Here is a 22983-nt window from a genome sequence, read left to right on the forward strand (position 1 = left end):
TCGAGCTATGCGTGACGGCGCCACGCTCTTGCGCGGATCACTCAGTGGCTGTTTCGACTTCCTCGTCCAGGGGAGAGCAGAGCCACGCATACAACCCGACGGTGAAGATTGCACCGCCAAGCAGCATGAGCCACAGCTGCTCGTGCCAGATGAGGCCGATGAATGCGATGGTAATCCCAGCAGCGGTAATCAGCGGCTTGACCGTGCCTGCTGGTACGTCGATCCCGAGCTCCGCGGCTGTTGATTCAGTCTCGTGCTGGTATGGCGCGGCGCCACTGGCGATCGGGTGGCCATTTCTGTCCCACAATGGATATCGTGACTCGATGGTCGGCACCACAGCGTAGTTATAGACTGGTGGCGGCGATAGCGTGGACCACTCGATCGTCGGTGCGCCCCATGGGTTGTTGCCTGCGATCGCCCCATGCCGGCGACTTCGCAGAACGTTGATCACGAAGATCAGCGTCGCTACGGCGATGATGTACGCGCCGATCGTCGATATCTGGTTGTCCAGCGTGATCCCCTGTGCGGCGTCGTACGTATACACTCGCCTCGGCATCCCGTTGAGGCCGGCGAAGTGCATGGGGAAGAAGGCGAGGTTCGCCCCGATCAGCGTCAACCAGAAATGCCATTTGCCGAGTGGCTCGTCGAGCAGGTGACCGGTCACCTTGGGGAAGTAGTAGTAGAAGCCCGCGAACAATCCCATCATTGTTCCGCCGAACAGCACGTAGTGAATGTGCGCGACGACAAAGTACGTGTCGGTTTGCTGCAGATCGGTAGGCGCCGATGCGTGCATGACACCGGAAATTCCGCCAATGGTGAACATCCCGACCAGCCCCAGCGCGAAGAGGCACGCGGTGGCGAAACGGATCGAGCCGCTCCATACGGTCCCCAGCCAGTTGAAGATCTTGATTCCTGTCGGGATCGCGATCAGCATCGACGTAACGCTGAAAGTCGCATCGGCGACCGGCCCCATGCCGACGGCGAACATGTGGTGCGCCCAGACACCGAACGCGAGAAATCCGATCAGTATCAACGAATACACCATCGCAGGATATCCGAACAGCGGCTTGCGCGCGAAGGTCGGCAGCACTTCAGAGACCAGGCCGAACGCCGGGAGAATCAGGATGTACACTTCCGGATGGCCGAACAGCCAGAACAGGTGCTGCCACAGCAGCGGGTCGCCACCGGCCGCGGGTTCGTAAAACTGCGTCCCGAAGAATCGGTCGAACAACAGAAATGTCAGCGCGACTGTCAGGACCGGAAACGAAACCAGAATCAGGAACTGAGTGACGAATGCTGACCACGTGAATACCGGCAGCCGCATCATGCGCATGCCGGGCGCACGCATGTTGATGATGGTCGTGATGAAGTTGAACGATGAGGCAAGCGTGGACAGTCCCAGGATCTGCAGTCCGATCACATAGAAGTCCATGTTGAGGCCCGGATTGTACAACCGGGTGCTCAGCGGCGCATATCCGAACCATCCGCCGTTTGGCGCCGCGTTCCACAGCCAGCTCGCGTTGATGAAGAGTCCACCGAGCAGATAGACCCAGTAGCTGAACGCGTTGAGCCGCGGAAAGGCGACGTCGCGCGCGCCGATCTGAAGCGGGACCAGGATGTTGAAGAAGGCCGCGCTCAACGGCATGAGAGCCATGAATATCATGGTCGTGCCGTGCATCGTGAATATCTGATTGTACAGCTCGGCGGACACCAGTCGACCATTTGGTCCAAAGAGCTGCGCGCGGATTACCAGCGCTTCGATTCCACCGAGCAGGAAGAACGTGAGCGAAGTGTAGAGGTACAGCTGGCCAATTCGCTTGTGGTCGGTGGTGGAGAGCCAACTCCAGATACCGCTTCGTTCTTTCCTTTCTACGTGCGGCGCACCATCCACAGACGTTCGTGGAGGAGCGGTCACCGTCGTTGCCATGCGTCCATCCCGTGTGCGAAATGGGCAGAGCTCGAAGTGGTGATGCACGGACCATTTCGGCAGTGCCTCCGACGCAGTCTAGGACGATGGACGGTCGCTTGATGTGACTTATGTCACGTTTCGCGAGTACCTATCTCCCTTGAGCGCGCGCTCGCAGCTTTGCAACATCAGGAATCCGCATCCGCCCGCGCGGGAGCGATTCCACCAGCCCGGTGCGCTTCAACTGCCGCATCGCGCGTGAAACCGATTCCCGGGCGCTGCCTATCTCCATCGAGAGCTCTTCCTGCGTACGATCGAGCTTGATCTCGATTCCGAACTGAGTGTGCGTGCCCGATCTTTCCGCATATCCGACGAGCAGCATCGCCAGCCGCGCGGCTACATCGTGGAACGCAAGCGTCTCCGTCACGTGAACGAGGTGCCGGAGGCGCTTGCCGAGTGCGCGAATTATCGCCTGGGCTATGTCCGGATGCTCGCGGTACATCATTTCGAAATCATCACGCGCGAGAAACATCAGACGTGACGGCTCGACGGTAATCGCCGACGCGGGGTACGGGCCCCCGTCGAACAGTGGCAGCTCGGCGACAGGACGTCCGGGGCCCTCGATGTGCAGTACCTGCTCCTTGCCGTCCGGGCTCGTGCGATAGATACGCACTCGTCCCGACTGGATCACGTAGAGGCCGCGGCAGGTATCGCCAGCGGTAAAGAGCACACGGCCGGCGCCGAAGTCGCGCGCGACACACCGGGCTGCGAGCTGGTGAATTGCCGAGTCTTCGAGTTCCGAGAAGATCGCCATCTGCCTGAGCAGATGGGTGATCCCGGTTGACGACTCGTCAGTCGATTTTTCCCGTATCATGGGGCGCCGATTCGGAGCGGCGACCACGATGGAGGATCGCTGGCCGGGAAGCTGTCGATGGTGCTGTCACGGAATATTTCGCGCGTATCGTGCACACGACGTTGCTCGATCGCGCTGTCAAACAACGCACGGGTGGAGTCCGTGCAACTGTCTCCGACGCAGGTGAGCGGCGGTACCGAAACGATTCTGCGGTTCCGGACCCTGGCCATCGCGAGTGGCGTGCGCAGACGCGTGCCGTCCTGCAGCATCATGGTTGGCGTCCCGCGGACGTGATATTCCTCCCGACCGATCCTGCCCTCCTCGGCGACTGCGGCACGTGCGGCCGGACTGGCGAAGTCACGCTCGAATCGTGCGAAGTCGAGATCGGCAGCGCGTGCCAGCTCCAGCAACACACTGCGGTCGCCGATGTTGCGGCTCTCGCCGAAGAAGGCGCGCCGTACCGCGAGATCGAGACCCATGGCGATATTCATCCCCTGTTGCCGCGCTGCCCACACGGCTTCGAACGCCGGGAGAGTGGTCGCAGGCCAGTCAGGTGCAGTATAGGGGACGAAAGATGCGCCTGGCTCCTGTATCGCCGCGAGCCACCATTCCTGCTCCAGCACGTCGCGCGGGGGTGCCTCGTGATTGAACAGCTCCAGCGGGAAGAAACGCGTATATGCCAGAACGCGGCCGGCGTACTCCGGCTGAACGCGATGCACGCGGACAGCCATCACGTAGCACCAGGGGCAATAGTATTCAGCCCATTCCCACAATTCCGCGATCGATCGATCACTCATCTGTGTGACCTCCCGTCCAGTTCTGAAGTGTGCGCTCTGAAATCTGCGTCCTACAGCGTGCGCCCCGGCGGTACTCGGTTGCGGTTGTGACAATAATCACGTTTCCACGTCCGGCACAGCGCGATCATTCAATCTATCAGATACGACGGGCAGAGGATGCAAACACGCCCTTTCGCAGACAATACACGTACTTGAGCAGACTGGAATACGCCGATGGAGACACATAACGCAGCCGAAGGCGACATCTGGAACGCGCTACGTACCGTTATCGATCCGGAAATCGGTCTCGATATCGTTACGCTGGGCCTTGTATATGATGTCGCCGTCGGCACCGATTCCGCGGTGCCTGGCGAGACTATCCGCGTCACGCATACACTCACCACGCCCGGATGCCCCATGGAACGTATAATCACGTCCGGCATTCGCTCGGCGGTGGGTCGTGTTCCCGGTGTTGTGGCGGTGGAGACGAACCTGGTGTGGGATCCCATGTGGCACTCCGGGATGATCGCACCGGGTGCGTGGTGACGCTGATTACCCGGAGCAGCTGACAGAACCGCGCTCGCGCTGTTGCTGGCATCGGATGCCAGCGCTGCGAGCGGCGGTTCTGTCAGATGATTCCAGCTTCGCGCGGGTCGCAGCACTTGACGCATTCGAGCGTCTTGCCCAGGAAAGTCGCGCGGCCCGATTCAGTCGTGACCCAGGTTCTGACCTGCCACGGTGGGTCGTGCCGCACGTGTTGTGTGTGCCCGCACTCGAGATCGGCGACCCAGTGGTTCTCTTCATCCTGATGGAATCCGATTATCCGTCTTGGAATCGCCGACCCCGCGCATGCATCCCGCTGCATTACAAACTCCGTTGATGTCCGTCGATGTCGCCTAGTGCGACATTGTGGTGAACTGCTTTGGTGTTCCGACCTGCACCATCCCGACCGCGCCCTTCTCGGCGTCGGCGAACGAGTGGGTCACGAAGGGATACAGACCTTCGCCACTCTCGTCCTTGTTGAACACCGCCTCGAACACTACTCCGCCACCGGCGGGCACCGGATAGGTCTGAACACCTTCCAGAGCGTGAGCCGGGTTACCGTCGGGATAGACACGATCGAATATCGCGCCGACGAGATGGAAGTCGCTGTTGAAGTTCGGTCCGGCGTTCACTACATAAAAACGTACTCTGTCGCCAACCGCAACCTTGAGCGGATGTTCCTTGTACTGGCTCGCGCGGCCGTTGAAGACAACGTAGCTCGCCTGCTTCGCGCGCTCGGCGTCCCAGTCAGCCTGGACCACGTTGCTGTCGGCAGTCGGCTTGGTGTAGAACTCGCTCTGCACGATTACGAATTCCTTGTCGGCCTTTGTGCCCCAGCCGTCGCGCGGATCCACGATGATCGGGAGATACATCCCCTGCATGATGTGCATGGTGACAGGCGGAGTTCCGCAGTGGACCATGAACGCTCCTGCGTCGCGCGCAACGAACTCGAATGCTACGGAGTCCCTGGGGAGTATCATTCGATATGCGACGTTCGCCGCGATCTGCGCGGCGTGAAAGTCGATCGAGTGCGGCATGTTGGATTCGTTGACGACGTTCACGCGAACCCGATCACCCTGCCGGACGTGTATTATCGGACCAGGCACGGTCCCGCCGAATGTCCATCCGTCGTACTTCACGCCGTCCGCGATCTCGATCACGGCGTTCTTGATCGGGATGCGGTATTCCTTGATGCCAGCGTCGGACGCGTCGGTCAGACGCGCGTTGTACACTGGTGTGGTGGCGGTTACGACCTTGTCAAAATCGATATACTGCACCTTGTTCGCGCGGATCGCATTGTCGGTGAACCCCAGTACACCAGCTGTGAGGACACCAGTTACGGCCAGCGCTGCAAGAATCTGTGTACGTGTCATGATCTTCTCCGGATGATGCGAGATGTTCTGTTTCTCGCCTGCGGTTGTTCCGCATGTTGCATCGGGAAGCTAGGAGAAATATGGTATCCAATCTGTCGGGTTAAGCTGGAAATTCCCTGCGGGAATTGCCGTCCTGCGGGTAAAGGAAAGCCTTACCCGGAGTGGCCGCTGTAGGGGATTTCCGTACATATTTCGTTGTGGCTCCCCGACTTTGGAGAGTCTCCGACAGGGGTAGCTTTGACTCATGGATGCGGCCGCAAAAGAGACGGTGGAGCAGGGAGCCCGGCCGGAGGAGGAGATCCGTCCGGTGCCGCACGGCGCGCTGCTGACCCGGTTGGAGCGCGCCGATCAGTCCCCCCCGGGATTCCAGGACCGAGACACGGACTTGGACGCCGATCTGACAGCGCGTCAGGCGGACGGGCAGGGTGTCCGCAGAGTCCCTCGCTGGATCGAGCGTCTGCTCCGCATCCCGCTGCCAGTGAAGCTTGTCGGCGCAAACGTCCTTCTGCTCGTCGTGGCGGCAACTACAGCGCTCGTGCTACGCCATCGCGAGCTGAGCACCGGCCCCGTCCTCGCGGTTGTGATCATCGCATATCTCGTCGCACTGCTGCTGAACACGGGGCTCGTCGTACTCGCGGTTCGGCCGCTTCGTGTACTCGAGAAAACGGTGGACACGATCTGGCATGGTGATCTCGATGCACGGGTCCCGATATCCCTGCTCGCCGACAGACATGTCAGGCGTGTTGCGCGCATGTTCAACATTCTGCTCGATGGCCTCGTCGCGGACCGCGCACGCACGCGCCGCCTCGCCAGCGAGATCATCGACGCTGGCGACAGGGAGCGCGCCGCTATCTCACGCGAGTTGCACGATTCAGCCGCTCAGTCTCTCGCAGCGCTCGCGATGCAGCTCGGCGTCGCGGTCCGAAGCATCGACGACGCACCGCCCCACACGGTCCGCGAGCGCATCGAAGGAGCTCGGACACTCGCAAACAGCACGCTGGAAGAAATACGCATGCTGGCGCATACGATGCACCCGCGCGTGCTCGACGATCTCGGCCTCATCGCAGCGCTCAAGCGCCTCGCGCGCGAGACGGCGGATCATTCCGCCAGCTACGCAACAGCGGGGAAGGCCGGGGCCATCGTCGTTGAAGTGCTGGCGACGGAAGGCAGCGACGATGCGCTGTCGGCACCTGTCAAGTCGGTGTTGTATCGTGTCGCGCAGGAAGCTGTGCAGAATGCGCGCCGGCACGCAGCGCCCAGACATATCGAGATCCGTCTCGAGACCGGCGCGCGCTCCGTGATTCTGGAGATCGCAGATGACGGCCGCGGCTTCGATCTTGCCGCTAAGCAGCGCGAACAGACGGGCATTGGACTGTTCACGATGCGGGAACGCGTCGCCCTCGTCGACGGTGAGTTGCATGTCACAACCAGGCCGGGAGGCGGTACGTCCGTAGTTGCGTCGATACCGTTGCACGATTCATCTTCAGAAGTTCAACGCGGAGCAGATACATGAGCGCACCCACCATTCGCGTAATTCTCGCCGACGATCACGCCGTCGTCCGTGCAGGCCTCAGGGCGGTGCTCGGCGCCGCACCCGACATCGATGTGATCGGTGAAGCCTCCAATGGAGCCGAAGCCGTGCAGCTCGCCGACACTCTCGATCCCGACGTCGTTGTCATGGATCTGACGATGGATGGCATGGATGGCGCCACCGCAACACGCGAGATCGTCGCCAAGCATCTGCGCGCGCGCGTGCTCGTGCTGACGATGCACGCCGAGGAGGACTATCTCATCCCCGTACTCGAAGCAGGGGCGGCGGGCTATCTGATGAAGAACGCCGCCGATCGCGAGCTGGTCGATGCCGTCCGCACCGTTGCAGGCGGCGACATGTTCATACGTCCAAGCGCCGCCAAGATTCTCGCGCAGGGCGTGACGAAGAAGGATCCGCTGAACGCCGACCGCACGCGCTTCGAGCGCCTGACCGATCGCGAACAGAACGTCCTGCGCCTGACGGCGCAGGGATATTCGGCACCGGAGATCGGCGAGCGGCTATTCATCAGTCCCAAGACAGTCGATACATACAAGCAACGCATAGGCGACAAGCTCGGACTCACTCACCGCGCCGAATACATCGCGTTCGCGCTGAAGCTGGGGTTGCTGACGGAATAGCACTCGTCATTCCTGCTCCCCCTACCGCTTCGTGTCCAGCTGCGCCAACAGTGTCGCGACAGCGGCATCAAGCTGTGAATCCTTCCCCGAATAACTCTCGCCCATCGGACGTGTAACTTCCACGTCCACTGGACGCGGATGCAGCTCCATGTCCTTTCCGTCGAGACTCGTGATTCGCGTTGACGGAAGGCGCTCGGTCGTGCCATCGATCAACGTCGCCGCCGAGGTGAAGATGATCCACCCGCCAGTCGGCTCGCCAACTACCTTGCCGAGCTTGAGCGTGCGATAGCCCTGCGTGAAATCCTCGCCGTCACTCAGCGTGTGCTGATTGGTCACGAGTATCGTCGGACGCTCCAGCGAGCGCTGGCCAAGCTGCGTGCGCGCCGACACCACGGGCCGGTCCCGGCTCTCCATGTTCAGATACGGTTGCCGCGATAGTACGTCCATCGCGTAAACATTGACGAATCCGCCATTGTTGTTGCGTACGTCTATCACGACTCCGTCGCGCTTCATGTTCTCTGCATCGAGATCGACGTACAGCTGGTCCAGCGCGTTCTGCGACATGTCGTACATGTGTACGTAGCCGAGGCGCCCGTGGCTCGCCTTCTCGACGTACGCTCGCCGCTGCTCCACCCACGCACGATACAGCAATCCCTTCTCCGTAGTCGTGTTCACCGGGAGCACTGCAACATCGCGTGGTGCTGCAGACGGCGTGGCCGAAACTCCGAGCGTGGTTCTCCGGCCAATGGTGTAGGCGAGCAGCTGCTGAAGATTGGAGTGAGAGGTGAGCGGTGTGCCGTCCACGCTGCGCAGGTATTCGCCGACCTTGATGCCTGAAACCTCAGCCGGTGAAAGTGGAACGACCTGCGTGATGTGAAAGACACCGCTTCGCTCGTACTCGTCGCGATCGAATCCGAGCCCGACGCGGCCCGCATATGGAGGATGCGGAGCCTGCGCACCGATTCCGGAGTGCGACGAGTTCAGCTCACCGACCATGAGCGACAGAATTCTGCGCATCTGATCCGGTGTCTCCGCGCCTTCGATTCGCTGTGCGTATTCCGTGCGTATCGCGTCCCAGTTGACGCCGTTCATTCTGGGATTGAAGAAATTGTCGCGGAGATAGCTCCATGCTTCCGCGAAAACTTCGCGTTTCTCCCGCGAGAAGTCGACGTCCATCTCGGCCGACACTGCCAGTGGATGCGCCACGCGCGATTCGACCGTGATGCTGTTTATCCGGCCGCCTTCCAGGTAGAACACTTCCTTGCCGTCAGGCGACCATTGCGCGTCCGACTTGCGGCCCGTACTCGACGTCAGTTGCCGAGCCACCACGGGAGTCTTTGCGAGATCGTCGAGCGAGTACGTGTACAGGTTCGTCTGACCCGCCGAGCCCGCCGTCAGCAGCGCCGTTTTACCATCGGGACTTATCGACACGTCGAAGACATCCACTTCCACTGGAAGTAGCGACAGACGATCGCGAATTCTATCGAAGACGATGTTCGTCCGCGCCGGCGACCCCTTCACTCCATTGCGCCGCGCGGGTTGTGAATCCGGGCTGCTGATTGCGTTCCTGCTCGTGTCGCTCGAATCCCGCGGCGTCGCCGGCTGCTGGCGCCGCGGCAGCGGTTGAGTTTGCGGAGTCGGGACCCGTGGCGATTCCTCGCGAAAGAGATCGTGGAACTGATCTTCGCGAAAGTGCGGCGTACGCGGAATGAGATCGATGCGCGCAAGCTGGCGCATCTCTGTTCTCTGTCCCGTTGAGAGGAGTATGTAACTGCCATCCCTGCTCCATGCAATCGCGTTGCTGGACGTATTCGCCAGGAAGCTCACTGGCCTGCTATCCCCCCCGGCGATGTTCACTACCTGCACGTTGGAGAAATTTCTCGGGCCTGCATCCGGCGTGTAGGCGACCCAGCGGCTGTCCGGCGAGAACGCCATGTCGGATCTGCCAAGGAAGGGCGGCCGACTCAACTCCGCCGTTGCGAGCAGCCGATCGCTCATACTCGGCATGTCGAGCACTCGCAGCTCGCGTGCATCACGCGTGTACACGATGTGCGCGCCATCCGGCGACCATTGCGGAGATACGTCGCTCGAACCACCGTGCGTGAGCTGAGTTTCTTTGTTCGTGGTGAAGTCGTAACTGAAGAGGTGTCTTGGTCCGTCCCTGTCGCTGGTGTACACCAGCCGCTTGCTGTCGGGAGCCCACTCGAGCTGGTCTTCGGCGGCCGGCGTATTGGTCACGCGAATCGCATCGCCTCCGTCTTTTGACGACGCAGCGAATACCTCGCCGTGCACGATGAACGCCACCTTTCTGCCATCAGGCGATAGCGCGAATCGCTGAATGCCGTTCGTGAATGTGCGATGGTCGGTGCCTGCGGCAGCGGGGGAACCGCGCAGTGTGATCGGAACCGCAGCAGCCTTGTGCGTCGCGACGTCGTAACGCCATATCCCGAAATTGCGCTCGAACACGATCGACTTGCCGTTCGCCGATATCGCCGGCCAGATCACGCGGCCGTCGGTGAACGTCGTCAGTTGCCGTGCAGTCGCATTGGCGGATGCGGCTTGCTCCCACAGATTCGCGGTACCGCTCCGGTCCGACACGAAGTAGATGGTCGCCCCGTCAGCACTCCACATCGGCCAGCCACTCTTCGCGCCCATCGGAACTATCGGTGTATAGGTCGGCGTGCCACGTACATCGCGAACGAGATCGATCTCGCTCTCGTCCAGGTGGCTGTGACCCTTCCGCCACCACTGCCCGCGCGAGACGCCGCGCGCCGTGATCGCGAGTGTGTTGCCGTCGGGCGATGGTGCACCCCAGAATTCCGCCGCATAGCGATCGCCCGCCACCGCCATCGGCGTCCCGCCGTCGGAGTGCACGCGAAATTCGTCACTCATTCCCGAGATGTCGCTCCGGCCGGACGAGAAGTACAGCCACGCGCCATCGTGCGACCACGCGTCCAGCTGCTCTGCCTGATCGTCGTACGTGATACGTTGCAGCTCTCCAGTCGCCAGCGTCAGCACGTATATGTCGCCGTTTCCCGTGCGCGTGGATACGAACGCCATGCGCGTACCATCCGGCGAATACAGCGGCCGCGATTCGTCCGCAGCGTTCGACACCAGCAACCTTGCATCGCCACCCTGCGCTGGCACCGTCCATATATCGCCCGCCGATACGAACGCAATCTCGCTTCCGTCCGGCGACAGACTCGGCTCCGCGAACGACGGGAGCGCAGTTGGAGTGGGAGCGACGGCAGCTGTGGAACCGCGTTGCACCGACATCGGTCCGCTCGGAAGCGCGGCGATGGCGACGGACATGGCGAGGACTACGCGCGAGGAAAACAGCATGGCGAGTTTGATTACCGAGTGAAGAACGAAATCCCGATCGTGAATGCGAGCTGGTTCAGGCTGTCACTGTGGTTGGAGCACCCCGATGGGCGCAATTCGCCTCGCTACACCTTCGCTGCATATTATGTACGATAGCGTACATATCCAGTGATGGGTGTACACAGAGCCGGCATTCCGGGGCAGAATAATCTGGCCAATTCTGAGCGAGCTTGTGAGGGTGCGGGAGGTGCGCGTCCGTTGCTCGTTGCCCGTGTCTGGCACACTACTTACAGCTACCCCGGTGTGAACAGTCGACATCGACACGCAGCGGTGGTCATCATTGCGTTGCTTTCCTTCACCGCTTGCCATGGCCACTCGCCCGACTCCGGCGGTGATGTGGCACTCGCGCGCGATCTCGCCGAGGCTCAACTCGCTGGCTCGTCTGCGAGCGCGGGAGGGCGTGTCGCGTCGGACTCGGCGGACGCCGCCCCCAGCTCGGATGCAGGCAATCCGCCCGCCGTCACACCCCCCGGTGCGGCTTCGCTTGCGACTCGTGCCGCCGTCAGGAACGCCGTGGCATCTGCTGCATCGTCGCGGAAAGCTGTGGATCGCACACGCAACCGTGCGAAACAAACACGAACCGATCCTTGTGCATCAACCGAATCGCAGGATCAGAGCAGGTGCCTCGCGCTGAGTGCTCATCGCTCCAATGTGCGACTCGACTCGATCTATCGACTGATTGTGAAGGCCGTGCGCAAGCAGCAGCGCGTTCCGGCTGGTGCCGCAGATCCGCCCTACGCCGCGACGCTCGGTCAGGCAGAGAAGACGTGGACGTCGTGGCGCGACGCGGAATGTGAGCGAGTCACACGCGGCAAGGGCGGTGATCAGTGGGCCGTGCCGCGCGCCAGGTGTCTTGCGACTCTGACCGATGAGCGCGCAGCCGAGTTGGATCGGATACTGGGGAAGGCAAGGAAGCGCTGACGCGCCGTGCTCACCGCCAGCTATGAGGGGCGAGCCCTACTTCGTTCCGTCCTTGACCGCCTGTGCTACCGCTGCGGCCACCTGATTCCCGATGCCAGCGTTGACGGTACATGGCGCCGGGTCGCCGGACGTGCCGTTGGCTTTTGCCGACGCACTCGCAACGCTCGTAACTGCGCTGCTCTTTTCAGATCCGCGCAACGCTGTCGTCACCTGTATCGTCACGTCGTATCGCGAAGCGTTCGGAATCCCGGCGACATCGCCGCACTCGATCAGCGACGTGAGCGGCTTGCCACCGAAGTCGCTGTGCGAACGATCACGCTCTCCAGCGATGACGTGCGTCGTGGAATCATACTTCGTGATTCGCAGACCCAGCTTGCTGTACGCGATGGGTAGATATTGCCAGGTGGTTGTGGCTGACGCCTCGATATTGTGCCACACAAGCGGGGTCGGAGAGTTCGGAATGAAATCCACGCTCGTTGCGCCCACCTGAACCTGTTTGACGTCGGTCGTCTGCCCAATGTCGCTCGACGTGCCGGCGCCACCGCTTGCGCAGGCCATACAGGCTACACAGGCTGCCAGGGTGAGTGCACCAATTGTCGCAGATGATTTCATCCTTACCTCCAATAGGCGATTTTCTTCAGGGCGATTCCGCGCGTGGCCGCTCAACCCGGAAGCTACAGCGCGCAGGCTGGCGGCGACAGCTGTTCCCGGGGGATACCTTTATAGCCGGGTATCACAGGGTTCCACGCAATCACCAACATCCGTCCTGGACAAACCGTAAGCTTGCTATGCTGACCCCATATTCGCTTTTACAGGCAGCCGAGGTCCATATAACGGCCTCGGACGTCGCGACTGAATACGCCGGCTTCCTCGCGTACTTCGGTATATTCGGAGCCCTCGGCTTCCGATGGCTCGTGCTCCGTCGAACTGCGTCACGCCAGCCGGAGATCGGCGCAACCGGCAGTCCAGTTGCGCTATCGCTGCAGTCGGCGGAGATAGGCGCCGCGCGCATCGGTATGATCGGTGCGTTTTTCATGTTGCTCAATCTGCTGATGAACCTTTCAGCCCGAGCCGCCGACAAGGGAATATCCTTCGGGAGCGCGATCGCAGCGGGCGGTGGGCGGACAGTAGCAGCGTTCCTGTTCGTCGCCGTGTTTTTGCTGGCGTTCGCGGTCGCACTCAAGCGTGCACGCGCCGCGTGGATCGTTGCTGCGCTTGCCGGCATCATATACGCATTGCAGAATATCAGGTCGGGCAAGTGGGCGTCACTCGTCAATCCGCTGCACGAAGTGGCGGCATCGCTGTGGATCGGCACGCTGTTCGTCCTCGTAGTCGCGGGGCTCCCCGCGATTCTTCGCAGCTCGCTTTCGTCCGAGCGGCGCGGCACGCTGGTCGCTGATCTGGTCGGCGACTTCTCTCCGGTTGCGATCGGTGCCTCGTTGCTGCTTGTGATCACAGGTATCACTACAGCGTGGCGCCATCTCAAGTTCGTAGCGGCGCTGTGGACCACACCGTATGGCTACGCCCTCGACGTCAAGCTCGTGCTGGTTGCAACAGTCGTCGCGCTCGGTGCGTGGAACTGGCGACGCATGCGTCCGCGGCTCGGCGCGGAGCAGGCCGCGCATGACATACGGCGCAGTGCAAAGGCGGAGTTGTTCGTTGCGTCGCTCGTGCTGGTTGTAACTGGCATACTCGTAAGTCTGCCATCACCGCGGCTTCCACACCCGTAGCGAGAGCTGGGGACGACTCAGGAAGAAATCGTTTCACTCGCCGTCGCAGGCTTTGAGCTCGGCGGTGATGTCAGTATGCCGCGCCTCTCGTAGATCGGGTGCATCACCGCGCGCAGTCTGGGAAGACGTGACGCGAACCATATTCCGGCCGCGACCGAGGCTGCGCCGCCGAACAGGATCGTGTACTCCGATCCGATTTTCGCGGCGACCGCTCCGGCCAGGAGACTGCCGATCGGTGCGGTGCCCAGGAATGCCATGACGTAGAACGCCATCACGCGCCCGCGGAGACGCTCGTCGACGAGCGTCTGGATGATGGTGTTGATCGATGCCATCTGCACCATGAATCCTGCTCCCACGATCGGCAGTATCGCGAGCGACAGCCACAACTGGCGCGACAGCGCGAAGCCGATGAGTCCGAGTCCGAACGTGACGGTTGCCATGGCACTCACGTCCTCGAGTCCTATCACCGACAATCTCGAAGCGAGATACAGCGCGCCGATTAGCGCGCCCACACCCGATGCTGTCATGAGGAAACCCAGCGTGTGCGCGCCGCCATGCAGCGTTTGCGTTGCGATTGCAGGCATGAGCACGGTGTAAGGCATGCTCATCGTGCTCACGATCGCGAGCAGTATCAGCGCGGTGCGAATCGGCAGCGAGCCCTTGATGTATTGCAGTCCCGTGCGAAACTCCTCCGTCACGCGCGTCGTTATCGGCTCGCGCTCCGCGCGTGTGACGTGCATCGCCAGCAGCGAAGCGATCACCGCGATGTAGGAGATTGCATCGACCATGAAGCACCAACCCTCGCCGGCGAGCGCGATGATCATACCACCGATGGACGGCCCCACGATGCGACTCGCATTCACCATCGTCGAGTTGAGCGCTATCGCGTTTGACAGATAGCTGCGATCCTCCACCATCTCGACGACGAACGCCTGGCGCGCGGGAGTGTCGAACGCATTGATGCTTCCCTGTACCAGCTGGAGGATCAGGATCTCCGTGACGGTGATCACGCCGGCGAACGCAAGAATGGCGAGCGCGAGTGATTGCAGCATCGATAGAACCTGCGTCACCACCAGCACGGTATGACGGTTCCATCTGTCGATCAGCACGCCGCTGAACGGCGTGAGGATCAGCGTCGGGATCTGGCTGCAGAAGCCGACGACGCCGAGCAGTAACGCGGAGCCGGTGAGTCGATATACCAGCCAGCTCGTTGCGATTCGGGTGATCCATGTACCGACGAGCGATACACTCTGACCGCCGAAGAACAGGCGGTAATTGCGGCTGCTGAGTGCGCGGCCGATGCTCGGTCGGCGGGAAGTCGGTGGTGGTGTGGGGAGGGGTGCGGAGATGGGTGCGGTCATTTTTTCATGCCGCACGTCGGTTATTCAAGGAGCACGCCGCGCCGGCTTTCCGCAGCGTTCGTCAGATGGGGCCCGAATCAGTGCTCGTCGGATCCGGCAGGCAGCGTGGCTGCCAGGTCGGCCGGCTGGATCCATTCATTGGCCCAATCGCCGATCGCGACGATCGCCGTTTCGAGTGCGCGGCCCTTGTCCGTAAGCTCGTATTCGATGCGCACCGGTGTCGTGGGGAATACGTTCCGTTTCACCACCCCTTCGGCTTCCAGCTCCCGTAACCGCTCCGCGAGCATCCGATCGCTGATGTCGGGGACGTTCTCCCGGATTTCGTGGTATCTGGATTTGCCGGCGAGCATTGCGCTGATGATCGCGCCAGTCCAGCGGCGACCAATCAGTTCGACCGCCTTGTGATACTTGGGGCAAACCGATTCCTGGCTCATATACTGTATGTAAATAGGAGTACGGGCATTGACAATAGTTACTTATCTAAATATAGTAACTTATCTAGAGTTATCTACATGACTCTATGACCGAACGGTTTAAAATCCCCTTCTCGGAGACTTTGGATGTTTACAAGTACAAAGAACGACACAGGAGCTGGCGTGACTAGCTTGGCCGGAACATGGAAGATCGATCCTGCGCATTCGGGAGTCGAGTTCGTCGTCACCCACCTGATGATATCGAAGGTTCGGGGGCGGTTTTCGGATATTTCCGGCTCCGTCGTGACCGATGGCCATCCGGCGGGATCGCGGATCGAGGCGGAGATCGGCACGGCGAGCATTACGACCAATGATGCGGGGCGAGACACGCATCTTCGGTCGGGGGACTTCTTCGATGTGGAGAAATTTCCGAAGATCCGGTTCGTAAGCACCGCCGTGAAGCCGGCCGGGGACAACGAGTTCGTGGTAGCCGGTGATCTGACGATCCGCGGCGTCACGCGCCCGGTGGAGATGAAGGTCACCGCCGAGGGGTTCACGAAGGATCCGTGGGGCAACGACAGGGCGGGATTCAGCGGCTCGCTCAAGATCGACAGGCGCGACTTCGGCCTCACGTGGAATCAGGCGCTGGAAGCCGGCGGCGTCATGGTGTCGAACGAGGTGAGGCTGACGGTTGACGTCGAGCTGACGCATGCGCCGCAGTAGACTCGCCATGTAGCACGGATTTTGCCCCCTTTCTGCTTCGCGAGGCCAATACGGCAGACAGCGAACCAGAGAGGTGGCAATCATGGTACGTGGGACCAGAAGCAGCGCATTTGCGGTCGCGCTCTGCGCGGTGACGATGCTCGGCGCATGCAAGAAGGGGAATGAGGCGGCCGATACGACCATGGCCGGTGCCGGCACAACCGACACGTCGATGGCTGCCGGCGCGGGATCGAGCACTTCGATGAACGCACCCGCCGCGACCATGACGGATGCGCAGATCTTCGCGATGCTGGCGGCAGCCAACCGGGGCGAGATCGACGCCGGCAAGATGGCATCGACCAAGGCGACGAGTGCATCGGTCAGGTCGTTCGCGCGCGATATGGTGACGGCGCATACCAAGATGCTGAACGATGGCAACGCACTGGCAAAGAAACTCAACATCACGCCTGACACGACAGCGGCCGATTCCATCAATGGAATGAATCAGTCGACCGCGGCGACGCTGACGGCAGCGGCGAAGGGTGCGGCGTTCGATTCGGCGTACGTGAACGCGCAGGTAGCAGGGCACGAGTACGTGCTGGACATGATCAAGCGCGCGGAAGGGCAGGCGCAGAACCCGGAGCTCAAGTCAGCTCTGACATCGGCGGAGCCCCAGGTTCAGCAGCACCTGGACCGAATAAAGGATATTCAGAGCAAGCTGAAATAGCACTTCGCGGACGCGACATCGATCGCGTATTTCTGGACGGAGTGGAGCGTCGCTCGAGAGCGATGCTCCACTATCTGGTCGCCGCGATGCGGGCGACACAGACGACGGAACTGCAGTATCTGATTCAGAGAACTGCGCCGGTGTTTCTGAACGACATGGACCGCGCACACACGCTCAGAGGAATATTCTGAGAAGTGGAGTGCGCGGTTTTTGTCCGGTGTCAGTGCCCTGTGCGCGATGGTCGATGCGTTCATGCGTGGTGGCAGTACGATGCGCACGATTGGGGACCACTTAGGCATCCATCACTCGCGCGTGAGCCGGATCAGCAGCAACTCAGAGAGAGCGCGCGCGGGACGAGGCCTGACCGCGGATTTTCGGGTGCTGGATCTTCGGGTGGACAACCACCGCCTGAAACACCAGATTATCCCGGCCTCCTCGAAAACAATCATGCTCCTGCGTCGTTGTGGCAATGTTGCGCTGATTCTGTTGCTGGGCGTCGCGCTAAGCTGTTCAAGCGACACTGTCGCCGGTCCCGGACGACCCGCCGCGGGCACTGCGTTCACACGATCGCTGACGTCGGTCTCCGGTGCACGCATACCGGCTGTGTATTTCTCGAACCCGACCGCGGGCTATCGCTCGTGGGCAGATAGTGCTACCGCGACGTTGCAGGCGGACGGTGTGCTGGCATTCCATCTTTACGAATCAGGCACCAGCCCGCTCAGCGCGCCACACGAAAACCAACCGTCCACCGCGTATTTTGCGTCCGGGGTCCTGACCAGCGATTCGACGTTCGCCATCTACTATTTGGGTTCCTCGATCCCCGATCTCGGAACGATAAACGCCGATGGCAGTGTCACTGTCAACTTCAACGGCGTCGATGATAACGGCCAGCGAGTGTCATTCGGTCGCTGGGTTTTTGCGAGTGCGTATCGCGGACCGGCGCTCAACCCGGCGCCGCACATCAGCGGTGTCGATCCAGCAACCGTCACGGTCAGCGACAAGGCTGTCATGCTGACGATCAATGGATCCAGCTTTACGCCTGCCTCGACAGTCTCCGTCGGCGCTCAACAGCTGCAGTCGGTCCTGGTAGGCTCGACGCAATTGCAGGTGAATCTGCCACCGCAACTCGTGGCGACTCCGAGCACGTTCAACATCCTGGTTACGAATCCCGGGCCCGGCGGTGGCACGTATTACTACCCGGTCTCCGTCACGCGCGCCGCTCCGACAATTGCTTCGCTCTCTCCGAACACTGTTGCCGCCGGCGCCGAGATCTACACCATCACGATTACAGGATCCGGGTTTGACGCTGGCACGATGGTGTCGGTCAATGGCGTGCTGCGACACGCTTCGGGGGCGGTAACACCGACGACTCTGTCAGTGTGGATGGATCCATCGGAACTCGCCGCTGCTGGCGTCATCCAGATCGCGGTGGTGAATCCACCACCGGGTGGTGGGTCATCCAGTTCGCTGCCGTTCACGGTAACTGCAGCAGCGCGGCAACTCACATCGGAGATCATTGCTCCGGTATCGGCGACCGTCCTGGCCAGCGACCCTGTTCGGTCAGTGGTCTATGCAGGAGAGGACGGCTTCGATCCCGTTCACCCGAGATCCATAATCGCGCTCGACGGGGCAACTGGCAACGTGCTCTGGTCGATACCGACGCGCGGAACGCCAACGATGCTTGCAGTCTCGGGCGATGGTCAGTTCCTGTATTATGCCGCGTCCCTGGACTCTGCAATGCACCGCGTTGTACTCGCAACGGCGACGGTCGATCTCACGATACCGATGTACAACACTTCGCAGTGTTTTCCTCGGGTACCATTCGGCGTCGTGACTCCGGGAAGTCCTCACACTCTCGTCGTAGAGCAATACTGCTTTCCAGGCCTGGATTTCGGGTTTAGCGGAGTGATGGTATACGACGACTCGATTGCGAGGCCGAAGTTTGCATTCGATCCAAACAGTACGATGCTGGGTCCGCTCGCATTTGGAGCGTCTGCCACGGCACTGAATGCATTCTATGCGGGAGCAGTGTATGACATTTCGATCGATGCAGCTGGAGCGACGAGCAGCGCACCCCACTATATAAACGGCGGTCCACCCAATTCCGACATCGCGTACTTGAACGGAATAGTCTATTCGACCATAGGGCCACTCTATAATTCAGTCACGCACGGTCAGGTTGCGCGATCGACCTGGTTCCCATCCACCGTGTATTCCATCACCCCCGGCCGCGACGGAAAAACCCTGTACGCAATCACCGACAGATTGACGCTCGATGCGCTGGACGTGAGTCAGGGCACATTTGTCGGGAGCGTAGCTGTTCCCGGTCCGGATGCTCCAAGGCAGCAACTCGTTCGCTGGGGTACCGACGGTGTCGCGTTTATCGGTGGCGGAACTGGCCACGGTGGAAGTGTCTATCTGGTACGATCCGATCTCGTTCACTAGCGTTCACTATTGTCGTTTGCCTTTCCCCTCTGCCTCTATCGCCCCCGCTCCGCCGGCTCTCCTCGGATCAGCGCCCGCCGTAACAGTCCTGTCACTGAACGTGATCGCGGCTGCGTAGCCCATCCTGAGCTCGCCAGGTAGCGAGATGAAACGAAGCTGGTGGCCGAATTTCTCGAGGTCGCGCTCCACACTCGGCGCGAAGCCATCCTCGAGCTCGACGACGAAGTCGCTGCGATTCCCCACGCGGTCGCGTGAAAGAAGAAAACGAGGGAGCTCGATTGCGCGCTGAACGTCCAGCTTCTGATCCAGCACTCCCTCGACGATGCTGTATACCGCCGACGTGATCCACGAGTTGCCTGCGGCACCAACCGCGAGCACGGGCCGAAGCTTCGCGCCCGATCCATGGAAGACGATCGTAGGTGCAAGCGTGCTGCCGTTGCGAGCATACGGTGCGCGACCTCCGAACGCGGCGCTGTCGCTGCCGTACGACGTGACCTTGTCGTTGTAGAGGAAGCCGAGCCCAGGTGACACGTAGAAGCTCCCACCCCATGTGCCGAGTGTCTGAGTCACCGCTACCACGTTGCCGTCTGCATCGCCGACGGTGAATGCAGTGGTGCCGGTGCGGTGACAGTCGCTCTCGCCCTCTTCGGCGTCTGTGCCGCCGCATCCTGTCGCAAGCATCGTGTTTCCGCCGTCGGCTCCGCTCTGCTTGCGGCCAGTATCACTCGCTGCACCGCTCGCACTGTCCTTCGCGGCGCCACCGGTGTGCGCCATGGCGCACTTGGGTGTGTCGCCGCTCAACTCCTTGCTCGTGAGCGCGCGCCGCGCATCGAAGCAATTCCATCGTGCGCGCGCACTGTCCTTGCTCGTGAACGCGCTGATGTTGACCGGCCAGAGGCCGGGATCTGCGATGCGGTTGCGTGCCGATGGAACGAGCTTCCACGCTTCGATCATCGCGTGGATGGTGGCCGCATCTTCAGTATATGATGGGAGCCGCGGCAAACGCTCGAGCATGTTGAGCTGCGCAACGAGCGTCGCGCCGCCCGAAACTGGAGGGGCGCTCGAGTAAACAGTAAAGCCGCGGTAACTTCCGGCAACCGGCTCGCGCTCGGCGGCGTAGTAGCGCATGAGATCGCTCATGCGCATCGCGTTGCCGTGTCCGCGCAGATCGGCGACCATTCGGCGGCCAACGGCGCCCCGATACACCGCATCCGCGCCGCTGTCGGCGATCTGTTGAAGTGACCAGGCGAGATCAGGATTGCGAAGTGTATCGCCAGCTTGCAACGGCTTGCCGTCCGGGAAGAACAGCTTGCGACTTCCTTCGTATTTGAGGAAATGCTCCCGCTCCGTGGCGAGTGTGGTGGCAAGCCCATCGCTCACGACGTATCCGCTCCTCGCTGCGCGTATTGCGGGTGCGACGAGATCGGCCCACTTGACCTTGTGGCTCCCGTATTCCATCCATGCCTTGTGCATCCCTGCAATCGTGCCCGGTACGTTCGGCAGCACGGGGCCGTCGTCAGGGTAGCGTCCGTTGACGAGAATCGCGTGCTCGTTGGTGAGGACGTCCTGTGGAAGTCGCGTCATGAACTCGATGACGACGGGGTGCGGCATCGAGTCGAGCCGGATGAGCATCTCGCCGTAGCCGCCGATCCCGCTCGCGTCGGGCTCTACGACGCCGAGTGCGAATGACACAGCTACCGCGGCGTCGACGACGTTTCCACCCTTGCGAAGAATTTCGAGACCAGCTTCAGTGGCAACCGGATTCGCGCTCGAGACGGCGGCGTGTCCTGTAGCTGGTTCGCGCAGCGATGGACGACGCAACAGCATCTCGTGCACGATCTTCGCGAGATCATCATCGGACCTTGCCGCAAGTGCGCGCGGACGGAACGTGTCGCGGAGTGTCTCCCACTGCGTGCGACGCGACGCAGCATCCGGAGTCGAGTAATACAACTGCGCGGTGCGCTGCCACGCGGCGTCGAATCGCGCAGCGTTGCGATCGCGACGATCGACTGCGATCGCCAGCGTTGCGGAGTTTCCACTATCGGGTGCGGGCGGTGCGGACACATACCACAACTCGCCCGATCCCTTCTGCACTGCGCCCGCGGCGCGATCACCCAGACGGTCTGGATCACCGTTGTAGCCGGGTGGCGGCGGTGGAAGCTCCACGAGTGCGAGAGTGCTTCCGCTTGGCGACCACGATGGTGCAGCCCGGCGCGCGCTGACGAGATTCACGTAATCGTTATCCGGCGTGGTGATCCAGACACCAGCGGGACCGCTACGCGTGCCGAATGCGATCCGATGCCCGTCCGGAGACCATGTCGGATGCTCGACTTCGCGATTGGTTACTACGGTTGAAATGGAATCGCCATGCATCGAGGCGATGCGGAGCCTGCTCCCCGTTTCCGTGACTGCCACGAAGGCGATCTGTTTGCCATCGGGCGCGAACGCCGGCCAACCCTCGGCGCCGGTCTTCGACTTGGTGAGTCGTCGCTCATGTCCATCTGTCGAACGGATGTAGATGCGTGCTGTGGGGCCGCGGCCGCGTACAAAGGCCAGCGTGCCGTCGGGTGCGAATGTTGGGCTGCTCTCCCATGCGTTTGAATCGGTCACACGCTGGGGAGACCCCGCGGCCGTGCTCGTTCCTGCGGCGCCGAGCCGCACTTTATAGAGTCGGGAGTCGCCTTCGCGACTGGACGCGAACACGAGAGAGCTGCCGTCCGCGCTCCACGCCGGCTCGCGGTTCCATGCAGCTCCTGACGTGATCTGGATCCAGTGCGTGGCATCACTCGCAGAGCGCTGCACCCAGATGTCGCCGTCGATGGCGAGTGCCAGGCGGCCGCCCGGTCCGTAAGCCGCGTCCTGTACGCCGCCGGTCGGTGTTCCGGGACTGGCTGCTGTCTGGAGGACGAGCAACATGGCTGCGAGCTGAACCATCACTGGGTGATCTCCTTGAGTGATCGGGGGCGAGGCCCGACCCGTGACTACCGACCTCGAGCGTGGAAGAGGACGGGAAGCGGAATTGCTTTATTGATTACGGTATGTACGCGATGCAGTCGATCTCGACTCGCAGTCCGTCGCCCGGCAGAGCCGCCGCCTGCACCGTCGTGCGAGCAGGGCGGTGATCGCCGAACACGCGACCATAAACAGCGTTCATCCGGCCGAATTCATTCATGTCGATGAGAAACACTCCGCAGCGCAGCACATGCTGCAGGCTGGATCCGGCCGCCTCGAGTATGGTCTGCACGTTCCTGAGGCACTGCTCCGTCTGACTTTCGACATCTTCACCCGCCATGCGATTCGTGGCCGGATCGAGCGCGCCCTGTCCGGAAACGAACACCAGTCGCTCGAATCCCATCGCGGGAGAGTATGGGCCGAGCGGCCTGGCTGAGCCGCTGGGTGTGATGGGGAAGTGGTCGGTCACGATGTGTGGGGCTGTGAGTGAAATTGTACCTGAGCCTAGTGCGTTGGCGTGCGTGCCGGTAGTCGTGTTCCTGCTGCCATGGATCCGGAAGCGGGTGGCGGCGCGGAGCGTTGGAAAGTTCTTCTTGCGGTTGTGCGCGACGCCGGTATCTTGGTGCCCTTGGTCAGGCGTTCGCACCTGCGCAATCTGTCGCTCTCCACGCACAACGAGGCGTCGTTGAGTACTTCCGTTGGGCGTCCCGCGAACCTCCGCTCCTTTGCTC

At 61.5% G+C, this 22983-nt stretch carries 20 protein-coding genes; 9 read left to right on the forward strand and 11 right to left on the reverse strand.

The window, feature by feature from the left end:
- Nucleotides 1-37: 37 nt before the first annotated feature.
- The 3 genes from ctaD to V4529_12655 all read right to left on the reverse strand — a co-directional run bounded on the left by ctaD (nucleotide 38) and on the right by V4529_12655 (nucleotide 3556).
- Nucleotides 38-1927, reverse strand: a complete 1890-nt coding sequence (gene ctaD / locus V4529_12645) for a cytochrome c oxidase subunit I (GenBank protein ID MES2359173.1) — start codon at nucleotides 1925-1927, stop codon at nucleotides 38-40.
- Nucleotides 1928-2057: 130 nt separating this feature from the next.
- Nucleotides 2058-2780, reverse strand: coding sequence for a Crp/Fnr family transcriptional regulator (locus V4529_12650; protein MES2359174.1), 723 nt, complete (start codon nucleotides 2778-2780; stop codon nucleotides 2058-2060).
- Nucleotides 2777-3556, reverse strand: a complete 780-nt coding sequence (locus V4529_12655) for a DsbA family protein (protein ID MES2359175.1) — start codon at nucleotides 3554-3556, stop codon at nucleotides 2777-2779. The genes V4529_12650 and V4529_12655 overlap by 4 nt, the downstream gene beginning before the upstream one ends.
- A gap of 213 nt (nucleotides 3557-3769) precedes the next feature.
- On the opposite strand from V4529_12655, the gene V4529_12660 reads away from it, so the two are divergent.
- Nucleotides 3770-4081 carry a metal-sulfur cluster assembly factor gene (locus V4529_12660; GenBank protein MES2359176.1) on the forward strand — a complete coding sequence of 104 codons (312 nt, stop codon included), beginning with the start codon at nucleotides 3770-3772 and terminating at the stop codon, nucleotides 4079-4081.
- An 82-nt stretch (nucleotides 4082-4163) separates the two neighbouring features.
- Here V4529_12660 and V4529_12665 read toward each other — a convergent pair whose 3' ends face one another.
- Nucleotides 4164-4370 (reverse strand): DUF3565 domain-containing protein, encoded by a 207-nt coding sequence (locus V4529_12665; protein MES2359177.1) that lies wholly within the window; start codon nucleotides 4368-4370, stop codon nucleotides 4164-4166.
- A gap of 61 nt (nucleotides 4371-4431) precedes the next feature.
- Nucleotides 4432-5451, reverse strand: a complete 1020-nt coding sequence (locus V4529_12670; GenBank protein MES2359178.1) for a multicopper oxidase domain-containing protein — start codon at nucleotides 5449-5451, stop codon at nucleotides 4432-4434.
- Nucleotides 5452-5695: 244 nt separating this feature from the next.
- On the opposite strand from V4529_12670, the gene V4529_12675 reads away from it, so the two are divergent.
- A complete protein-coding gene (locus V4529_12675) occupies nucleotides 5696-6964 on the forward strand; it encodes a sensor histidine kinase (protein ID MES2359179.1) in 1269 nt (422 codons plus the stop codon).
- Nucleotides 6961-7620, forward strand: coding sequence for a response regulator transcription factor (locus V4529_12680; protein ID MES2359180.1), 660 nt, complete (start codon nucleotides 6961-6963; stop codon nucleotides 7618-7620). The genes V4529_12675 and V4529_12680 overlap by 4 nt, the downstream gene beginning before the upstream one ends.
- 21 nt (nucleotides 7621-7641) lie before the next feature.
- On the opposite strand, the gene V4529_12685 is transcribed toward V4529_12680, so the two are convergent.
- Nucleotides 7642-10962, reverse strand: coding sequence for a S41 family peptidase (locus V4529_12685; protein MES2359181.1), 3321 nt, complete (start codon nucleotides 10960-10962; stop codon nucleotides 7642-7644).
- Between the two features lie 150 nt (nucleotides 10963-11112).
- Between V4529_12685 and V4529_12690 the strand changes: the two genes are divergently transcribed.
- Nucleotides 11113-11922, forward strand: coding sequence for a lysozyme inhibitor LprI family protein (locus V4529_12690; GenBank protein ID MES2359182.1), 810 nt, complete (start codon nucleotides 11113-11115; stop codon nucleotides 11920-11922).
- Between the two features lie 36 nt (nucleotides 11923-11958).
- Here the strand turns inward: V4529_12690 and V4529_12695 are convergent, their stop codons facing one another.
- Nucleotides 11959-12534, reverse strand: coding sequence for a hypothetical protein (locus V4529_12695; protein ID MES2359183.1), 576 nt, complete (start codon nucleotides 12532-12534; stop codon nucleotides 11959-11961).
- Between the two features lie 176 nt (nucleotides 12535-12710).
- Here V4529_12695 and V4529_12700 point away from each other — a divergent pair, with 176 nt between their 5' ends.
- Nucleotides 12711-13652, forward strand: a complete 942-nt coding sequence (locus V4529_12700; GenBank protein MES2359184.1) for a CopD family protein — start codon at nucleotides 12711-12713, stop codon at nucleotides 13650-13652.
- Between the two features lie 17 nt (nucleotides 13653-13669).
- On the opposite strand, the gene V4529_12705 is transcribed toward V4529_12700, so the two are convergent.
- The gene (locus V4529_12705) at nucleotides 13670-15013 is read right to left on the reverse strand and encodes an MFS transporter (GenBank protein ID MES2359185.1); all 1344 of its coding nucleotides are present in this window, start codon (nucleotides 15011-15013) and stop codon (nucleotides 13670-13672) included.
- A gap of 77 nt (nucleotides 15014-15090) precedes the next feature.
- Entirely contained in the window at nucleotides 15091-15447 is a 357-nt protein-coding gene (locus tag V4529_12710; GenBank protein ID MES2359186.1) for a winged helix-turn-helix transcriptional regulator, read from the reverse strand.
- A gap of 162 nt (nucleotides 15448-15609) precedes the next feature.
- On the opposite strand from V4529_12710, the gene V4529_12715 reads away from it, so the two are divergent.
- The 4 genes from V4529_12715 to V4529_12730 all read left to right on the forward strand — a co-directional run bounded on the left by V4529_12715 (nucleotide 15610) and on the right by V4529_12730 (nucleotide 19300).
- Nucleotides 15610-16149, forward strand: a complete 540-nt coding sequence (locus V4529_12715; GenBank protein MES2359187.1) for a YceI family protein — start codon at nucleotides 15610-15612, stop codon at nucleotides 16147-16149.
- An 82-nt stretch (nucleotides 16150-16231) separates the two neighbouring features.
- A complete protein-coding gene (locus V4529_12720; GenBank protein ID MES2359188.1) occupies nucleotides 16232-16855 on the forward strand; it encodes a DUF4142 domain-containing protein in 624 nt (207 codons plus the stop codon).
- 62 nt (nucleotides 16856-16917) lie between these two features.
- A complete protein-coding gene (locus tag V4529_12725; protein MES2359189.1) occupies nucleotides 16918-17046 on the forward strand; it encodes a hypothetical protein in 129 nt (42 codons plus the stop codon).
- A gap of 256 nt (nucleotides 17047-17302) precedes the next feature.
- Complete coding sequence (locus V4529_12730) at nucleotides 17303-19300, forward strand: IPT/TIG domain-containing protein (GenBank protein MES2359190.1); 1998 nt, start codon at nucleotides 17303-17305, stop codon at nucleotides 19298-19300.
- Between the two features lie 6 nt (nucleotides 19301-19306).
- Here the strand turns inward: V4529_12730 and V4529_12735 are convergent, their stop codons facing one another.
- Together V4529_12735 and V4529_12740 are read right to left on the reverse strand one after the other, a co-directional pair.
- Nucleotides 19307-22234, reverse strand: a complete 2928-nt coding sequence (locus V4529_12735; protein ID MES2359191.1) for a gamma-glutamyltransferase — start codon at nucleotides 22232-22234, stop codon at nucleotides 19307-19309.
- Between the two features lie 97 nt (nucleotides 22235-22331).
- Nucleotides 22332-22898 (reverse strand): Rid family detoxifying hydrolase, encoded by a 567-nt coding sequence (locus V4529_12740; protein MES2359192.1) that lies wholly within the window; start codon nucleotides 22896-22898, stop codon nucleotides 22332-22334.
- Nucleotides 22899-22983 lie beyond the last annotated feature (85 nt).

It is taken from the genome of Gemmatimonadota bacterium (assembly GCA_040388625.1).
In the GTDB taxonomy this organism is placed as follows: domain Bacteria; phylum Gemmatimonadota; class Gemmatimonadetes; order Gemmatimonadales; family Gemmatimonadaceae; genus Fen-1247.

Coding starts and splice junctions, on each gene's coding strand:
- ctaD (MES2359173.1), bottom strand. CDS start 1,927: ATGGCAACGACGGTGACCGCTCCTCCACGAACGTCTGTGGATGGTGCG.
- V4529_12650 (MES2359174.1), bottom strand. CDS start 2,780: ATGATACGGGAAAAATCGACTGACGAGTCGTCAACCGGGATCACCCAT.
- V4529_12655 (MES2359175.1), bottom strand. CDS start 3,556: ATGAGTGATCGATCGATCGCGGAATTGTGGGAATGGGCTGAATACTAT.
- V4529_12660 (MES2359176.1), top strand. CDS start 3,770: ATGGAGACACATAACGCAGCCGAAGGCGACATCTGGAACGCGCTACGT.
- V4529_12670 (MES2359178.1), bottom strand. CDS start 5,451: ATGACACGTACACAGATTCTTGCAGCGCTGGCCGTAACTGGTGTCCTC.
- V4529_12675 (MES2359179.1), top strand. CDS start 5,696: ATGGATGCGGCCGCAAAAGAGACGGTGGAGCAGGGAGCCCGGCCGGAG.
- V4529_12680 (MES2359180.1), top strand. CDS start 6,961: ATGAGCGCACCCACCATTCGCGTAATTCTCGCCGACGATCACGCCGTC.
- V4529_12685 (MES2359181.1), bottom strand. CDS start 10,962: ATGCTGTTTTCCTCGCGCGTAGTCCTCGCCATGTCCGTCGCCATCGCC.
- V4529_12690 (MES2359182.1), top strand. CDS start 11,113: ATGGGTGTACACAGAGCCGGCATTCCGGGGCAGAATAATCTGGCCAAT.
- V4529_12695 (MES2359183.1), bottom strand. CDS start 12,534: ATGAAATCATCTGCGACAATTGGTGCACTCACCCTGGCAGCCTGTGTA.
- V4529_12700 (MES2359184.1), top strand. CDS start 12,711: ATGCTGACCCCATATTCGCTTTTACAGGCAGCCGAGGTCCATATAACG.
- V4529_12705 (MES2359185.1), bottom strand. CDS start 15,013: ATGACCGCACCCATCTCCGCACCCCTCCCCACACCACCACCGACTTCC.
- V4529_12710 (MES2359186.1), bottom strand. CDS start 15,447: ATGAGCCAGGAATCGGTTTGCCCCAAGTATCACAAGGCGGTCGAACTG.
- V4529_12720 (MES2359188.1), top strand. CDS start 16,232: ATGGTACGTGGGACCAGAAGCAGCGCATTTGCGGTCGCGCTCTGCGCG.
- V4529_12725 (MES2359189.1), top strand. CDS start 16,918: ATGCTCCACTATCTGGTCGCCGCGATGCGGGCGACACAGACGACGGAA.
- V4529_12730 (MES2359190.1), top strand. CDS start 17,303: ATGCTCCTGCGTCGTTGTGGCAATGTTGCGCTGATTCTGTTGCTGGGC.
- V4529_12735 (MES2359191.1), bottom strand. CDS start 22,234: ATGGTTCAGCTCGCAGCCATGTTGCTCGTCCTCCAGACAGCAGCCAGT.